We start from the raw sequence: 15,344 nt of genomic DNA, 5'->3' as shown, positions 1-15,344 counted from the left end.
AACATCCGATCGATGAATGCGGGGTTATTCGAAGCCGAGCCGATGTCCGAGTATCGGCGCGCAGAACAGCGCCATCGCGCAGCCCGCTGCCTTGCCTTCCAGTTCCGCAGCCGCGGCGCGCGAGCCGTACATGTGTGTCAGCAGGTCGAAGAGTTGCGGCAGGCAGTACAGCACGGCGGCGGCGATGAAGCATTTCTCGACCATCTGGATGCGCCAGCCGCGTTCGAACGCGAGCGCCGCGCCGATGATGCGAAGCACACCGAACGCCACCAGCGCGCCCACGGCGGCCTGTTCGCGGATCAGATAGTCAGGAAGGAATTCGCCCATGATGTTCCCCGATGCATTGTCGTTTGAATGCATTTGAGCAAGGCGTGGGCCAAGCGTATGTCCGGTGCCGAACAGATGGCGTGAAAGCCTTTCTGGGTAAGGCTTTTCGCGATCCGCGGCGGGGCGCGCAAAGAGCCGGAAACGACGTGTTTCGAGCGTTTCGGTCCGGGATGTTACGTAACTGAGACGGCGCGCGCTACGCGTTGCGTAACACGCGCGACGGCGTCATGGGTGGTTCTTCAAAACAGAACGCCGCCCTCAGGCGGCGTTCCAGTTCACGCAATTACCATTCGGCGACGCTGCCATCCTCATGGCGCCACACCGGATTACGCCAGCGGTGGCCGACCTTCGCCATCTCGCGCACCTTCTCCTCGTTGACTTCGATGCCGAGGCCCGGGCCTTGCGGAATCGACACGAAGCCGTCTTCGTATTTGAAGACTTCCGGATTCTTGATGTAGTCGAGCAGATCGTTGCCCTGGTTGTAGTGGATGCCGAGGCTCTGTTCCTGGATGAACGCGTTGTAGCTCACCGCGTCGATCTGCAGGCAGGTCGCCAATGCGATCGGCCCGAGCGGGCAATGCAAGGCGAGCGCGACGTCGTACGCTTCGGCCATCGACGCGATCTTGCGGCACTCGGTGATGCCGCCCGCGTGCGACGCATCCGGCTGAATGATGTCGACGTAACCGCCGGACAGAATGTGCTTGAAGTCCCAGCGCGAATACAGACGCTCGCCGAGCGCGATCGGCGTGTTGGTCTGATTGACGATGTCGCGCAAGGCTTCCGCGTTCTCCGACAGCACCGGCTCTTCGATGAAGAGCAGCTTGTACGGGTCGAGTTCCTTCGCCAGCACCTTCGCCATCGGCTTGTGCACACGGCCATGGAAGTCCACGCCGATGCCGATGTTCGGCCCGACCGCTTCCCGCACGGCGGCGACGTTGTTGATCACGCCTTGCACTTTGTCGAAGGTGTCGATGATCTGCAACTCCTCAGAGCCGTTCATCTTCACCGCCTTGAAGCCGCGTTCGACCACGGCGCGCGCGTTGTTCGCGACGTCGCTCGGGCGGTCGCCGCCGATCCACGAGTACACCTTGATCCTGTCGCGCACCTGGCCGCCGAGCAGCGCATGAACCGGCACGCCGTGATGCTTGCCCTTGATGTCCCACAACGCCTGGTCGACGCCGGCGATCGCGCTCATCGAGATCGGGCCGCCGCGGTAGAAGCCCGCGCGGTACATCACCTGCCAGTGGTCCTCGATCAGCAGCGGGTCCTTGCCGATCAGATAGTCGGACAGTTCCTCGACGGCGGCCGCCACCGTATGCGCGCGGCCTTCGACCACCGGCTCGCCCCAGCCGACGATGCCTTCGTCGGTCTCGATCTTGAGGAAGCACCAGCGCGGCGGGACGATGAAGGTTTCGAGCCTGGTGATTTTCATGGTGTGTGTCTCCTTGCGGCTTGGGTGCCTGCGGAATATTTCGAGGATTCATATGCTACAACAAAACCTCGTTTAAGTACTATTAATAGTACTATTGGTGAAAATTTGGGATCGGGTCGGAGGATTCAGTGCATTGGGTGCGAGGGTTGGGATGCCGGATAATCCCGCTCGTTCCGGCCTGGGTTCCGATATCACATAGCGCCGCAAGGCTGCTGGGAGAAAACTATTCAGCACGATCTGCATGGGCGCGTCGCCCATCTGCTGGCGACCGCGATTCTGCGCGGCGACTACGCGCCCGATTCGATCCTGCCGCGCGAGGCGGAGTTGATGGATACGTTCGGCGTGAGCCGCACGGTGTTGCGCGAGGCGCTGCGCACGTTGACGTCGAAAGGGTTGATCGAATCGCGGCCGCGCGTGGGCACGCGCGTGCGGCCAAAAAATGCATGGAATCTGCTCGATGTCGATGTGCTCGACTGGTATTCGCGCGTTGCCGAGCCGATGGCGTTCGCGCTGAAGCTGCAGGAGATGCGCGAGATGATCGAGCCGTACGCGGCGGGCCTGGCGGCGGCCTCGCGCACGGACGAAACTTTCGATGCGCTCGCAACGGCACATGCGGCGATGGTCGCGGCACGCAATGTCGATGAATGGGTGCGCGCCGATCTGCAGTTTCATTTGAGCGTGCTGAGCGCCTGCAGCAACGAACTGCTGATTCCGCTCGGCACGCTGATCGAGCGCACGCTGGAAGCGCAACTGCGGCTGAATGCGAAACGCGCGGAGGTGTTCAACGCGTCGCTGGCCGAGCATACGGCGGTGTTCGAGGCGATCCGCGAACGCAATGCCGCGGCGGCGCGCGCGGCGATGGCGGGGTTGCTGGGCGTCACACGAGGAAGAATCGAAGGCTGACCGCCGTGCAGGCGGTCGTCGAATCAATCCATCGCCGCGTGCGCGAGCGACGCATCCGGCTGTTTGCGCGCCGGTCGGATCAGCAACAGCAGCGGAATCACCAGTAGCGTCGCCATGAACATCAGCTTGAAGTGCAGGCGTCAACGATGCCTATCTGAACGAGTCGGCGACGAAGTCGCCATGGAAGCCCTGAACGGTTTCAGCGACGACGAGGCGAAGCAGCTGATCGCGCTGTTGCAACGGGTGCATGGAAACCTGAGCCGGTTGGTCGATCGATGAATGGCGATCGTGATGATGCGCTGCTTGCGTGATGCAATCGGCGGGCCCGTACCGGGCGGGCGAATCAGGGTATGTCGGGGGGAGCTAGCGCGTGCTAGCTCCTTTTTCGTGGCATGCGCCGATGGATCGCATCGGCAGGGTTCGCTGCTTATTTCGCTTCAGACGCTGCGCCCGAGGGCTGAACCAGTTCGAAGCAGGCTGCCTTTGTCTTCGCATCGGGTTGCGATGGGTCGATGCATTTGAATGCGCTCTGGTCGCGCTGGACGAAAATGGTATCGGCCATACCGGTGCTGTCGTGCGCGCCATTGACCACGGCGACGATCTTGTAGCCGTCCTGCAAAAGCGTGGAGAGTACGAGCGGGCTGGCGCGCCACTGGCCGTCGGCTCGTGCTGTCTCGGCGTGAGCGGCGAACGAAGACGCGGCGAGGAGAATGACTGCCGAAGCGGTAGCCGTGGTGGAGCGGAATATCATCAAGAAACCTCCTTGAAGTTGCAGGGTTGGGCATCGATACGACAGCGGGCCGGGCGCAAAAATCTTTTTGCTGTCGATTTCAGCTATCTCGATTTCAGTTATATTACGCACCCGCTGCCCCTATACCTCCAATGGGGCAGCTATCCGGTGGTTTCCACGAGTCGTTCCCGCGTGCTCGGCAATTGCGGTCAGTGCGCTTTTCTGGTGCGCGCGCTGTTGAGTGTCGTCGGCTCTAGCCCCGTTCACGTTTGTGGCAGTTGGTTTTCATTTCAAGCGGCGTCCATATCCAGCGACGCAACACGCACCCGAGACACAAAAAATTTGTCGCCGTACGCGATAGGAAGTCGCTGAGCTTCCTGCGCGCAGGCTTTTATTGGCGCATTCGATTCCTCTGATCGGGACTCCGATGGAGATGTGGGAAGGCTTTTTGCCGAAACCGTTCAATCGGAAGTTCCGTAAGGATTTTGTGCACGTTGAGAAAGGTTGTTCATTTTGGTTAAGACGATAAGAGCGGTTTTATTGGGGTTGGTTGTTTCGGTGGGTGCACTTTCCGCGCAAGCCGGCGAGACGAAAAAGGTGGACGTCTTGCTGGTGGGCGGCGGCATCATGAGTTCGACGCTGGGCGTGTGGCTTCATGAGCTCCAGCCCGACTGGTCGATGATGATGATCGAGCGTCTGGACGGCGTGGCCAAGGAAAGCTCGAATGGCTGGAACAATGCCGGCACCGGGCATTCCGCGTTGGCCGAGCTCAACTACACGCCCGAGAAGCCGGACGGCACGATCGACATTTCGAAGGCCGTCGAAATCAACGAGGCCTTTCAGGTGTCGCGCCAGTTCTGGGCCTGGCAGGTCAGGAACGACGTGCTCAGGAATCCGCGATCGTTCATCAATTCGACGCCGCACATGAGCTTCGTCTGGGGCGACGACAATGTCCGTTTCCTCAAGAAGCGCTACGACGCGCTGCAGGCGAGCCCGTTGTTCCGCGGCATGAAGTACTCGGACGACTTCGAGCAGATCAAGCAGTGGGTTCCGCTGATGATGGAAGGCCGCGATCCGAAACAGAAGGTCGCGGCGACCTGGTCCCCGGTGGGCACCGACATGAACTTCGGCGAGATTACGCGCCAGTTCGTCGGCTACCTGCAGGGCCAGCCCGGCTTCAATCTCTCGCTCTCCAGCGAAGTGCGCAGCATCAAGCGCAATGCTGACGGCACGTGGCGGGTGTCCTACGTGAAGACCCAGACCGGTGATTCCGAGCAGGACGTCGACGCGAAGTTCGTGTTCATCGGCGCCGGCGGCGGCGCGTTGCACCTGCTGCAGGCGTCAGGCATTCCGGAAGCCAGGGACTACGGTGCGTTTCCGGTCGGCGGTTCGTTCCTGGTGACGGAAAATCCGGAGGTCGTGAGCCGGCACCTGGCCAAGGCCTACGGCAAGGCGTCCGTCGGTTCGCCGCCGATGTCGGTGCCGCACCTGGACACGCGCATCATCGACGGCAAGAAGATCATTCTGTTCGGACCGTTCGCGACCTTCTCGACCAAGTTCCTGAAGAACGGCTCGTACCTCGATCTCCTGAGCAGCACCAATGTGCATAACGTCGTGCCGATGGTGCACGTGGGCATCGACGAGTTTCCGTTGGTCGAATACCTGGCGGGTCAGCTGATGCTGACCGATGACGATCGCTTCAAGGCGTTGAAGGAATACTTCCCGCTCGCTAAGAAGGAAGACTGGCGCCTGTGGCAAGCCGGTCAGCGTGTCCAGATCATCAAGCGCGACGGCGCGAAGGGCGGCGTCCTCAAGCTCGGTACGGAAATCGTGAGCTCGCAGGATGGCAGTATCGCCGGTCTGCTGGGTGCGTCGCCGGGCGCCTCGACCGCTGCGCCGATCATGCTCAGCCTGCTCGAGAAGGTGTTCAAGGACAAGGTCGCTACGCCGGCGTGGCAGGAGAAGATCCACCAGATCGTCCCGAGCTACGGGACCCAACTCAACGACAGCCCGGCCAAGGTCTATCGGGAATGGACCTATACCAGCGACGTGCTGCAGCTGATGCCGCCGCCGCAGATCGACCTCGCCGCGACGCCGGGTTCGAAGCCCCAGGCCACGGCACCGCGGCCGGCCAAGGCTGCGGCTGACATGGCGCTTTAAATTTCGGGATGGGAAAGCGGCCGGTCATACGGCCGCTTTCGATTGCTGCAAGTTCTTCGGAGCGCCGGAATGGTCCTGCGTAGCTGTAGCAGCCAACACCGCGCGCCGCTTTAGGAGTATTGCGGTCATTGGAAACAAAAAAGCCGCTGCTTCGTGAGAAGCAGCGGCTTTTTCTTGCAACTGGTGGCGAATCAGGGACTCGAACCCCGGACCTGCGGATTATGATTCCGTCGCTCTAACCAACTGAGCTAATTCGCCGAAAGAAGCGAGATTATGCGGACGGGGCCGGAGGCTGTCAACCCCCAGCACCCAATTTTTTCAACTTGGCCGGTCCGCCAAGGTTTTTAGTCGCGGGCGTAGATGTCCGAGTCCTTGGTTTCCTTGACGAACAGCATGCCGATCACGAAGGTGATCAACGCAATCGCAATCGGATACCACAGTCCCGAGTAAATGTTGCCCTTCGCCGCGACGATCGCGAATGCGGTTGCCGGCAGGAAGCCGCCGAACCAGCCATTGCCAATGTGATACGGCAGCGACATCGACGTGTAGCGGATGCGCGTCGGGAACATCTCCACCAGCATGGCCGCGATCGGCCCGTACACCGCCGTCACGTAGATCACCAGGATCGTCATGATCACCACGCTCATCGGCCAGTTGATCTGCGACGGATCGGCCTTCGGCGGGTAGCCGGCGGTCTTCAGCGTCGTGGCGAGGGTCTTGTCGAACACCTTGCCCTGGTCTTTCGCGTCGGCTGCCTTGCCGTCATATGTATTGACCACGGTATCGCCAACCTTGATCTGCGCCAGCGTGCCCGTCGGCGCCGCGACGTTCTCGTAGTTCAAGCCTGCTTTCGACAGCGCGCTCTTCGCGATGTCGCACGAGGTCGTGAACTTCGACGTGCCGACTGGGTTGAACTGGAACGAGCACTCGTCCGGATTCGCGATCACGACGATCGGCGACTTCGCAGTGGCGGTTTCCAATGCCGGGTTCGTGTAGTGCGCGAGCGCCTTGAACAGCGGGAAGTACGTGCACGCGGCGATCAGCAGTCCGGCCATGATGATCGGCTTGCGGCCGATCCGGTCCGACAGTGAACCGAAGAACACGAAGAACGGCGTGCCGATCAGCAGTGCGATCGCGATCAGGATGTTGGCGGTGGCGCCGTCGACCTTCAGCGTCTGCGTCAGGAAGAACAGTGTGTAGAACTGGCCCGTGTACCAGACCACCGCCTGGCCGGCGGTCAGGCCGATCAGCGCGAGAATCACGACCTTCAGGTTCTTCCATTGGCCGAATGCTTCGGTCAGCGGCGCCTTCGAGGTCTTGCCTTCGGCCTTGATACGGTTGAATACCGGCGATTCATTCAGTTGCAGCCGGATCCACACCGACACGCCGAGCAGGATGACCGACGCGACGAACGGAATGCGCCAGCCCCAGACGCCGAACGCGTCCTCGCCCATCGCCGTGCGCACGCCGAGAATTACCAGCAGCGACAGGAACAGGCCGAGCGTGGCGGTCGTCTGGATCCATGCGGTGTAGAAGCCGCGGCGTCCCGCAGGCGCGTGTTCGGCCACGTACGTTGCAGCACCGCCGTACTCGCCGCCGAGCGCGAGGCCTTGCAGCATCCGCATCGCGACGAAGATCACCGGCGATGCAATGCCGATTGTCGCGTAGCCCGGGAGGAAGCCGACCAGGAAAGTCGACAGACCCATGATCACGATCGTGATGAGGAAGGTGTACTTGCGTCCGACCATATCGCCGAGCCTCCCGAACACGATCGCGCCGAACGGCCGCACCGCGAAACCCGCGGCGAAGCTGAGCAGCGTGAAGATGAAGCCGGCGGTCGGATTGACGCCGGAGAAGAAGCTCTTGCTGATGAAGGCGGCCAGCGACCCGGCCAGATAGAAGTCGTACCACTCGAAAACCGTACCCAGCGACGATGCGAAGATCACCCGCTTCTCTTCGCGCGTCATCGGCGCATGCGAGAGTTGCCCGCCAACGGTAGCCATATATCGTCTCCAATATTGATATGTGCACGCGGTTCGCCGGCAAAGGCGTTCCCGTGGAACCGATTATTGGAGTGGAAACTTACGGCGTACTGACGTGGCAGGGTGAAATGCCAAGGTGGGGTGATCTCGAGGGATTTTGATAACGTCGTTCAACAAATGGCAAATTTCGTTAATTTGTCTCTAAGTGTCTGTATTTTTATTGATCTGGTGTTTTGTGTCGTGCGCGCCTTAGGGTAAGTCCCGTGCCCGTTCGAGCACGCGCAAGCTGACGCGCACCAGCGTTCCGGCGAGCCGCGGCGAGGTTTGGTAGACGTTGTCGTCGATGGACAGCTCGCCGCCGTGCATCGTCGCAATCTCGCGGACGATCGCAAGCCCGAGGCCGCTGCCGTCGCCGTCGCGGCCGAGAATCCGATAGAAGCGCTCGACGACACGCGCACGCTCCGCCATCGGAATGCCGAGTCCGGTGTCTTCCACTTCCAGATGCACGAGCCGCGCCGCCGCGTCATGACGTACCCGCACTGTGATGCGCCCGCCAGCCGGCGTGTAACGGATCGCGTTGTCGATCAGATTCGACAGCATTTCGCGCAGCATGACCGGATTGCCGTCGACTTCGACCGGTTCGTCGGGCGCTTCGTAGCCGAGATCCATCTGCTTGACGAGCGCGGCTTGAACCCAGTCGCGCACGGCGTTGCGCGCTACCTCGGTCACTTCGACCGGCGCGAAAATCTGCCCCGACATGCGGTTTTCCGCGCGCGCCAACGCCAGCAGTTGCGTGACGAGGCGCGCCGCGTGTTCGGAACTGGTGGCGATCTGTTCGAGCGAGCGGTGTACTTCATCAGAGGCGTCCTGGCGCAGCGCCAGTTCGGCCTGCGTGCGCAGTCCGGCGAGCGGCGTTTTCATCTGATGCGCGGCGTCGGCGATGAAGCGCTTTTGCAGCTCCATGTTCTGTTCGAGGCGCGTCAGCAGATCGTTGAACGACGTCACCAGCGGTTCGATTTCCGGCGGCGCGCGGCGCGCTTCGAGCGGCGACAGATCGTCGGGACGGCGCGCGCGGATGTGCGCTTGCAGCGCGTGCAGCGGCGCGAGGCCGCGCGACAGGCCGAACCACACCAGCAGGATCGCGAGCGGCAGAATCACGAACTGCGGCAGGATCACGCCTTTGATGATGTCGTTGGCCAACTGGCTGCGTTTGTCGAGCGTCTCGGCGACTTGCACCAGCACCGGTTGCGCGCCGGGCGTCTGCGGAAACTCGACGGTCGTATAGGCGACGCGGATATCGTTGCCGCGCAGCACGTCGTCGCGAAATTCGACGAGGCCGGGCTGCGGCCGGTCTTCCTCGTGCGGCAGCGGCATGTCGCGCTCGCCGCCCACCAGTTCGCCGCGGGTGCCGAGCACCTGGTAGAACACGCTGTCGACGTTGTCGGTGCGCAGAAAGTCGCGGGTGGAGTCGGGCAGCGACAACTCCGCCACGCCGTTGACCGGATGAATCTGCCGGGCGAGCACGTAGGCGTCGGTTTCGAGCGCGCGGTCGAACGGCCCATTGGCGATCGACTTGGCGACCAGATAGGTGACCGCGAGGCTCATCGGCCAGAGCAGCAGCAGCGGCGCCAGCATCCAGTCGAGAATCTCGCCAAACAGCGAGCGTGGGCGCGCCTCGGCGGCGGCTTCGGTTTCGTCGGGCGGGGCGAACGGATTGGCGTAGCGCTCGTCGCGCGCTTCGTCGAGGTCCGCCGCGTGCGCCGTAGCGCGGTCTGCGCGTGCGGACATGGGCGACCTCCCTCTATTTGTAGTGATGGCTCGCCGGCATCGCGCCGGACAAGGGCGAGGAGGGCGGCTCGGGGTCGGCTGCCGGGGGCGTCGGATTCACGGGCTGCGCGGCTTTCTCGAGACAGTAACCCAAGCCGCGCACGGTGATGATGCGTACGCCGCTCGGCTCGATTTTCTTGCGCAGCCTGTGCACGTAGACCTCGATCGCGTTGTTGCTGACTTCTTCGCCCCATTCGCACAGATGGTCGACGAGCTGTTCCTTCGACACCAGCCGGCCGATCCGCTGCAGCAGCACTTCGAGCAAACCCAGTTCGCGCGCCGACAGATCGATTACCTGCTCATTGACAGAGGCGATCCGGCCAACCTGATCGAACGACAGCGAGCCATGCCGCACCACCGTCGGGCCGCCGCCCGCGCCGCGCCGCGTCAAGGCGCGCACGCGCGCTTCGAGTTCGTTCAGCGCGAAGGGTTTGGCCATGTAGTCGTCGGCGCCGAGATCGAGTCCTTTGACGCGTTCGTCGACGCTGTCCGCAGCGGTCAGGATCAGCACCGGCAGGTTCGAATTACGCGCGCGCAGACGGCGCAGCACCTCGAGCCCGGACATGCGCGGCAGGCCGAGATCGAGAATCAGCAGGTCGAAAGTTTGCATCGATAGCGCGGTATCCGCTTCGACGCCGTTCTTCACGTGATCGACAGCATAGGCCGATTGGCGGAGTGATCGAACCAGACCGTCCGCGAGTATGCTGTCGTCTTCGGCAATCAGAATTCGCATGATGCGCCAGCCTGCCTTTGCCGGCACCGTGGGGTGTCCCCCCGGCGCACAGCGGTCTCCGAAAATAATTGTGGGTAGTTGGGCAGCGCGACGGTAAAAATGCGCGTTCACATGAGAATCGCGCTTGCCAAAACTACTGTTTTTTTATACAGTGTCTGGGTTTCGTGTGCTGTCCGCTAGAAGGGGGCTGCACATCTGCCTCAGACGCCGTTCATCATAGCAAAGGACGATTCATGGAAGAAAGCAAGAAAGGCTCGGCTGGACTGACTGCTGAAAAGAGCAAGGCACTCGCTGCCGCACTCGCGCAGATCGAAAAGCAGTTCGGCAAAGGGTCGGTCATGCGGCTCGGCGCAGGTGAGGTAGTCGAAGACATCCAGGTGGTCTCAACCGGATCGCTCGGCCTCGACATCGCACTGGGCGTCGGCGGTTTACCGCGTGGCCGTGTGGTCGAAATCTATGGCCCGGAGTCGTCCGGTAAAACCACGCTCACGCTGCAAGTCATCGCCGAAATGCAGAAGATCGGCGGCACGGCAGCGTTTATCGACGCGGAACACGCACTGGACATCCAGTACGCGGGCAAGCTCGGCGTGAACGTGAACGACCTGCTGGTTTCGCAGCCGGACACCGGCGAACAGGCGCTCGAAATCGCCGACGCACTGGTGCGCTCGGGCTCGATCGACATGATCGTGATCGACTCGGTCGCGGCACTCGTGCCGAAGGCTGAAATCGAAGGCGAAATGGGCGACTCGCTGCCGGGTCTGCAAGCGCGTCTGATGTCGCAAGCGCTGCGCAAGCTTACCGGTACGATCAAGCGCACGAACTGCCTCGTGATCTTCATCAACCAGATCCGCATGAAGATCGGCGTGATGTTCGGCAACCCGGAAACCACCACGGGCGGTAACGCGCTGAAATTCTACGCGTCGGTGCGTCTGGACATTCGCCGGATCGGTTCGATCAAGAAGAACGACGAAGTGATCGGCAACGAAACGCGCGTGAAGGTCGTCAAGAACAAGGTGTCGCCACCGTTCCGCGAAGCGATTTTCGACATTCTGTACGGCGAAGGTATTTCGCGTCAGGGCGAAATCATCGACCTCGGCGTGTCGGCGAAGATCGTCGACAAGGCCGGTGCCTGGTATAGCTACAACGGCGAACGTATTGGTCAGGGTAAGGACAACGCGCGCGAATTCCTGCGCGAAAATCCGGACATCGCCCGTGAGATCGAAAACCGTATCCGTGAGTCGCTGGGCGTGAATGCCATGGCGGAAACGGTGACCGGCGCAGGCGCCGAAGTCGCGGACGAAAAAGAGTAACCATCACGTGATACGCAAGGGCCGGCCGTTGTCCAATGCTGGACATCACGCGGGCGGCCCGCGTGACGACGATCCGTTCGATCCGTTCGAGTCGTTTGACGCACATGATCGGGCCGCAGGCCGGAGCCGGCAGCCCGATTCTTCCGCACGGTCCGCAGCGGATCCATCTGAAACTACCTACACCCGTTCGCGCTGCGCACCAGGCGAAGCGAAACCGGATCAGGACGATTCCAAAAAATCCCAGCGTCCCGCCCGCTCTCTAAAAGGCCGCGCGCTCGGCTATCTGTCCCGGCGTGAATACAGCCGCGCCGAACTCGCGCGCAAGCTCAAGCCTTTCGTTGAAGAAACCGATTCGCTCGACACCTTGCTCGACACACTTGAAGCCGAAAACTGGCTGTCGGATTCGCGTTTTGCAGAAAGTCTGATCCATCGGCGCTCGTCGCGACTGGGTGCGAGTCGGATTGTCGGCGAACTGAAGCAGCATGCAGTCGACCCGGCGCTGGTCGAAGAAGTCAGCGCGCAATTGCGCGAAACCGAACTGGCGCGCGCTCAAGCCGTCTGGCGAAAGAAGTTCGGTCAGCTTCCCGAAACCCCCGCCGAGCGTGCCAGGCAGGCGCGCTTCCTGGCGTCGCGCGGTTTCTCGGGCGCCACGATCGGCAAAATCCTCAAAGGTAGCGACGAAGAGTGAAGCGGCGACTCGCTGCGTAGTCCGGTCAGCGCTTCGAATGACATGCCGGCCGCGGTGCGCCTTGCCGTTTGCCGCCAACCTGGCGCGCCGCGCGAAGCAAACCCACGCTTCGCCTTATCGCTAGCCCCCTTCGAGATAAGGTCCCTCGTGCTCGAGCGCGCCCGCCAGCGGCCCTGCGCATTCCGACCTGTCTCAAATACCCAGTATGCTAAAATTCGCTGGTTTTCCAATCCGGCCTTTCCTTTCCGCATGCCGCTCTCTCCACCAGTCTCCCGTCAGTTGCGCCATCGTCGCGCAATCAGAGCGGAAGCCTATGAGCGAGCCGATGGCCTGTGGGATGTGGAGGCGTGCTTGACCGACGAAAAACCGCGCGATGTGGTGCTTGCGTCGGGCGTCCGGCCCAAGGGTCAGCCGATCCATGAACTCTGGCTTCGCATCACCATCGATCGCAAGCTCAATGTCGTCGACGCAGAAGCGTCGTCCGACTGGGTGCCCTATCCAGGTTTGTGCCAAGCCAGTAATCCCGCCTACCGTGCCCTTATCGGGCTCAATCTGTTCCAGAACTTCCGTCGCGATGCCGCCCGTTTGCTGGCCGGCACGGCTGGCTGCACGCATCTCACCGAGTTGTGCGCGCTTTTGCCGACTGCCGCGATTCAGGCGTTCGCCGGCGATGTATGGAACACCGATGACGGCGCGCCTGGCGAAGGCACGCCGCGCGCAGCGGCGAGTTCAGGGACCGGGCAGGCCACAAGCGCAGACAGCACAAACGGCGCTGGCGAGCATTCCAACGACAAACTGCCATTCCAGCTGGGACGCTGCCACGCGCTGCGTTTCGACGGCGAGGCGGTGCAACAGTTTTATCCGCGCTGGTATGGCCACGCGCCGCGTTCAGCGGATCGCGCGGCCGGCTCGGACGACGGAGCGTCCCGTCTGACTGGCAACGGCAGCGGCGCGTCCGGCATGAACGACGGCAGCGGAAACGAAGTTCAATCCAACTCTCAGACTGAAGGGAATCACGCATGAAGATTCACGAGTACCAGGGTAAGGAAATCCTGCGGAAATTCGGCGTCGCGGTACCGCGCGGCAAGCCGGTCTTCTCGGTGGATGATGCGGTCAAGGCCGCGGAAGAGCTCGGCGGCCCGGTATGGGTTGTGAAGGCTCAGATCCACGCGGGTGGCCGTGGCAAGGGCGGCGGCGTGAAGGTCGCCAAGTCGCTGGAACAGGTTCGCGAATACTCGAACCAGATCCTCGGCATGCAGCTCGTCACGCACCAGACCGGTCCGGAAGGCCAGAAGGTGAATCGTCTGCTGATCGAAGAAGGCGCTGACATCAAGAAGGAACTGTATGTCGGCCTCGTGATCGATCGCGTGTCGCAGAAGATCGTCGTGATGGCATCGAGCGAAGGCGGCATGGACGTCGAAGAAGTCGCGGAAAAGACGCCCGAGCTGATCCACAAGGTTGCTGTCGACCCGTCGACCGGTCTGAAAGACGCCGAAGCTGACGACCTCGCGAAGAAAATCGGCGTGCCCGACGCATCGATCCCGCAAGCGCGCGCGATCCTGCAAGGTCTGTACAAGGCATTCTGGGAAACCGACGCATCGCTCGCGGAAATCAACCCGCTGATCCTGACCGGCGACGGCAAGGTCATCGCGCTGGATGCCAAATTCAACTTCGATTCGAACGCACTGTTCCGTCACCCGGAAATCGTCGCGTACCGCGATCTGGACGAAGAAGATCCGGCTGAAGTCGAAGCATCGAAGTTCGACCTCGCCTACATCTCGCTCGACGGCAACATCGGCTGCCTCGTGAACGGCGCCGGCCTCGCCATGGCAACGATGGATACCATCAAGCTGTTCGGCGGCGAACCGGCGAACTTCCTCGACGTGGGCGGTGGCGCCACGACCGAGAAGGTCACCGAAGCGTTCAAGCTGATGCTGAAGAACCCGAACCTGACGGCGATCCTGGTCAACATCTTCGGCGGCATCATGCGCTGCGACGTGATCGCGGAAGGCGTGATCGCCGCGTCGAAGGCGGTTCATCTGCAGGTGCCGCTCGTCGTGCGCATGAAGGGCACGAACGAAGACCTCGGCAAGAAGATGCTCGCTGAATCCGGCCTGCCGATCATCTCGGCGGACAGCATGGAAGAAGCTGCTCAGAAGGTCGTCGCGGCCGCTCAAGGCAAGTAAAGAGCGCGTTTACCAGGAACCCAGGATTACGAATGGCGGCGCGTGAGCGACGCGGGCGGAGAACGTTTCGCCGTGTGGCGCAATCGCGCGACGCCAAACGAACAGAGGTCAATACATGTCGATTCTGATTAACAAAGACACCAAGGTCATCACGCAGGGCATCACCGGCAAGACCGGTCAGTTCCACACGCGTGCTTGCCGTGAATATGCAAACGGCCGTGAAGCCTACGTTGCGGGCGTGAACCCGAAGCGCGCCGGCGAAGACTTCGAAGGCATTCCTATCTACGCGAGCGTCGCTGAAGCCAAGGCTGAAACGGGCGCGACCGTGTCGGTGATCTACGTGCCGCCGGCAGGCGCTGCTGCCGCGATCTGGGAAGCGGTCGAAGCCGATCTGGATCTGGCGATCTGTATCACGGAAGGCATCCCCGTGCGCGACATGATCGAGATCAAGGACCGTATGCGTCGCGAAAACCGCAAGACGCTGCTGCTCGGACCGAACTGCCCGGGCACGATCACGCCGGACGAACTGAAGATCGGCATCATGCCGGGTCACATCCACCGCAAGGGCCGCATCGGCGTCGTGTCGCGTTCGGGCACGCTGACGTATGAAGCGGTCGGTCAATTGACGGCGATCGGCCTCGGCCAATCGTCGGCAGTCGGTATCGGCGGCGACCCGATCAACGGTCTGAAGCACATCGACGTGATGCAGATGTTCAACGACGATCCGGACACGGACGCCGTCATCATGATCGGCGAGATCGGCGGTCCGGACGAAGCGAACGCTGCGTACTGGATCAAGGACAACATGAAGAAGCCGGTGGTTGGCTTTATCGCCGGTGTGACGGCGCCTCCGGGCAAGCGCATGGGCCATGCCGGCGCGCTGATCTCGGGCGGTGCCGATACGGCCGAAGCGAAGCTGGAAATCATGGACGCCTGCGGCATCAAGGTCACGAAGAACCCGTCGGAAATGGCGCGTCTTCTGAAGGCGATGCTGTAAATCGAAATTCGCGTGCTGTAGCGGCGCGTTTTTGATACGCTTACGAAACCCTTTCGTAAGCGTGCGGTC

Annotated in this window: 13 protein-coding genes, 1 tRNA gene and 2 pseudogenes; 8 read left to right on the top strand and 8 right to left on the bottom strand. The window is 61.8% G+C overall.

What is annotated here, in order from left to right; all coding sequences use genetic code 11:
• Positions 1-24: 24 nt before the first annotated feature.
• Positions 25-327, bottom strand: coding sequence for a hypothetical protein (locus AC07WT_RS17900; protein WP_494947964.1), 303 nt, complete (start codon positions 325-327; stop codon positions 25-27).
• Positions 328-610: 283 nt separating this feature from the next.
• On the bottom strand, positions 611-1,759 hold the full coding sequence (gene dgoD / locus AC07WT_RS17895) for a galactonate dehydratase (RefSeq protein WP_492594685.1): 1,149 nt from the start codon (positions 1,757-1,759) through the stop codon (positions 611-613).
• A gap of 225 nt (positions 1,760-1,984) precedes the next feature.
• On the opposite strand from dgoD, the gene AC07WT_RS17890 reads away from it, so the two are divergent.
• The gene (locus tag AC07WT_RS17890) at positions 1,985-2,662 is read left to right on the top strand and encodes a FadR/GntR family transcriptional regulator (RefSeq protein ID WP_494948448.1); all 678 of its coding nucleotides are present in this window, start codon (positions 1,985-1,987) and stop codon (positions 2,660-2,662) included.
• Positions 2,663-2,685: 23 nt separating this feature from the next.
• Here the strand turns inward: AC07WT_RS17890 and AC07WT_RS17885 are convergent.
• Positions 2,686-2,793 (bottom strand): annotated as a pseudogene (locus AC07WT_RS17885) (multidrug transporter); the annotation flags it as partial.
• Positions 2,794-2,821: 28 nt separating this feature from the next.
• Between AC07WT_RS17885 and AC07WT_RS17880 the strand changes: the two are divergent.
• Positions 2,822-2,941, top strand: a pseudogene (locus AC07WT_RS17880) (MarR family transcriptional regulator); the annotation flags it as partial.
• A 148-nt stretch (positions 2,942-3,089) separates the two neighbouring features.
• Here AC07WT_RS17880 and AC07WT_RS17875 read toward each other — a convergent pair.
• Positions 3,090-3,413 (bottom strand): hypothetical protein, encoded by a 324-nt coding sequence (locus AC07WT_RS17875; RefSeq protein WP_494947963.1) that lies wholly within the window; start codon positions 3,411-3,413, stop codon positions 3,090-3,092.
• Positions 3,414-3,905: 492 nt separating this feature from the next.
• Between AC07WT_RS17875 and mqo the strand changes: the two genes are divergently transcribed.
• Positions 3,906-5,552 carry a malate dehydrogenase (quinone) gene (gene mqo, locus AC07WT_RS17870; RefSeq protein ID WP_494948447.1) on the top strand — a complete coding sequence of 549 codons (1,647 nt, stop codon included), beginning with the start codon at positions 3,906-3,908 and terminating at the stop codon, positions 5,550-5,552.
• Between the two features lie 181 nt (positions 5,553-5,733).
• Here mqo and AC07WT_RS17865 read toward each other — a convergent pair.
• The 4 genes from AC07WT_RS17865 to AC07WT_RS17850 form a co-directional block, all read right to left on the bottom strand.
• Positions 5,734-5,810 (bottom strand) — tRNA-Met (locus AC07WT_RS17865).
• Positions 5,811-5,896: 86 nt separating this feature from the next.
• A complete protein-coding gene (locus tag AC07WT_RS17860; protein ID WP_492594684.1) occupies positions 5,897-7,555 on the bottom strand; it encodes an MFS transporter in 1,659 nt (552 codons plus the stop codon).
• A gap of 228 nt (positions 7,556-7,783) precedes the next feature.
• Positions 7,784-9,322, bottom strand: coding sequence for a sensor histidine kinase (locus AC07WT_RS17855; RefSeq protein WP_494947962.1), 1,539 nt, complete (start codon positions 9,320-9,322; stop codon positions 7,784-7,786).
• 13 nt (positions 9,323-9,335) lie between these two features.
• Entirely contained in the window at positions 9,336-10,094 is a 759-nt protein-coding gene (locus AC07WT_RS17850) for a response regulator (protein ID WP_492594682.1), read from the bottom strand.
• A gap of 233 nt (positions 10,095-10,327) precedes the next feature.
• On the opposite strand from AC07WT_RS17850, the gene recA reads away from it, so the two are divergent.
• The 5 genes from recA (at position 10,328) to sucD (ending at position 15,275) form a co-directional block, all read left to right on the top strand.
• Positions 10,328-11,404: a recombinase RecA gene (gene recA, locus AC07WT_RS17845; RefSeq protein WP_494947961.1), complete on the top strand. Its 1,077-nt coding sequence runs from the start codon at positions 10,328-10,330 to the stop codon at positions 11,402-11,404.
• Between the two features lie 7 nt (positions 11,405-11,411).
• Positions 11,412-12,092 (top strand): recombination regulator RecX, encoded by a 681-nt coding sequence (gene recX / locus AC07WT_RS17840; RefSeq protein WP_494947960.1) that lies wholly within the window; start codon positions 11,412-11,414, stop codon positions 12,090-12,092.
• Between the two features lie 249 nt (positions 12,093-12,341).
• Positions 12,342-13,115, top strand: a complete 774-nt coding sequence (locus AC07WT_RS17835; protein WP_492594728.1) for a DUF2889 domain-containing protein — start codon at positions 12,342-12,344, stop codon at positions 13,113-13,115.
• Positions 13,112-14,278: an ADP-forming succinate--CoA ligase subunit beta gene (gene sucC, locus AC07WT_RS17830; protein ID WP_115098982.1), complete on the top strand. Its 1,167-nt coding sequence runs from the start codon at positions 13,112-13,114 to the stop codon at positions 14,276-14,278. Before AC07WT_RS17835 ends, sucC begins: the two co-directional genes overlap by 4 nt.
• Before the next feature lie 115 nt (positions 14,279-14,393).
• Positions 14,394-15,275: a succinate--CoA ligase subunit alpha gene (gene sucD, locus AC07WT_RS17825; protein ID WP_492594679.1), complete on the top strand. Its 882-nt coding sequence runs from the start codon at positions 14,394-14,396 to the stop codon at positions 15,273-15,275.
• Positions 15,276-15,344 lie beyond the last annotated feature (69 nt).

This window comes from Paraburkholderia sp. GW821-FHT02A12 (genome assembly GCF_059422005.1).
This window is presented reverse-complemented; position numbering and strand designations above follow the sequence as displayed.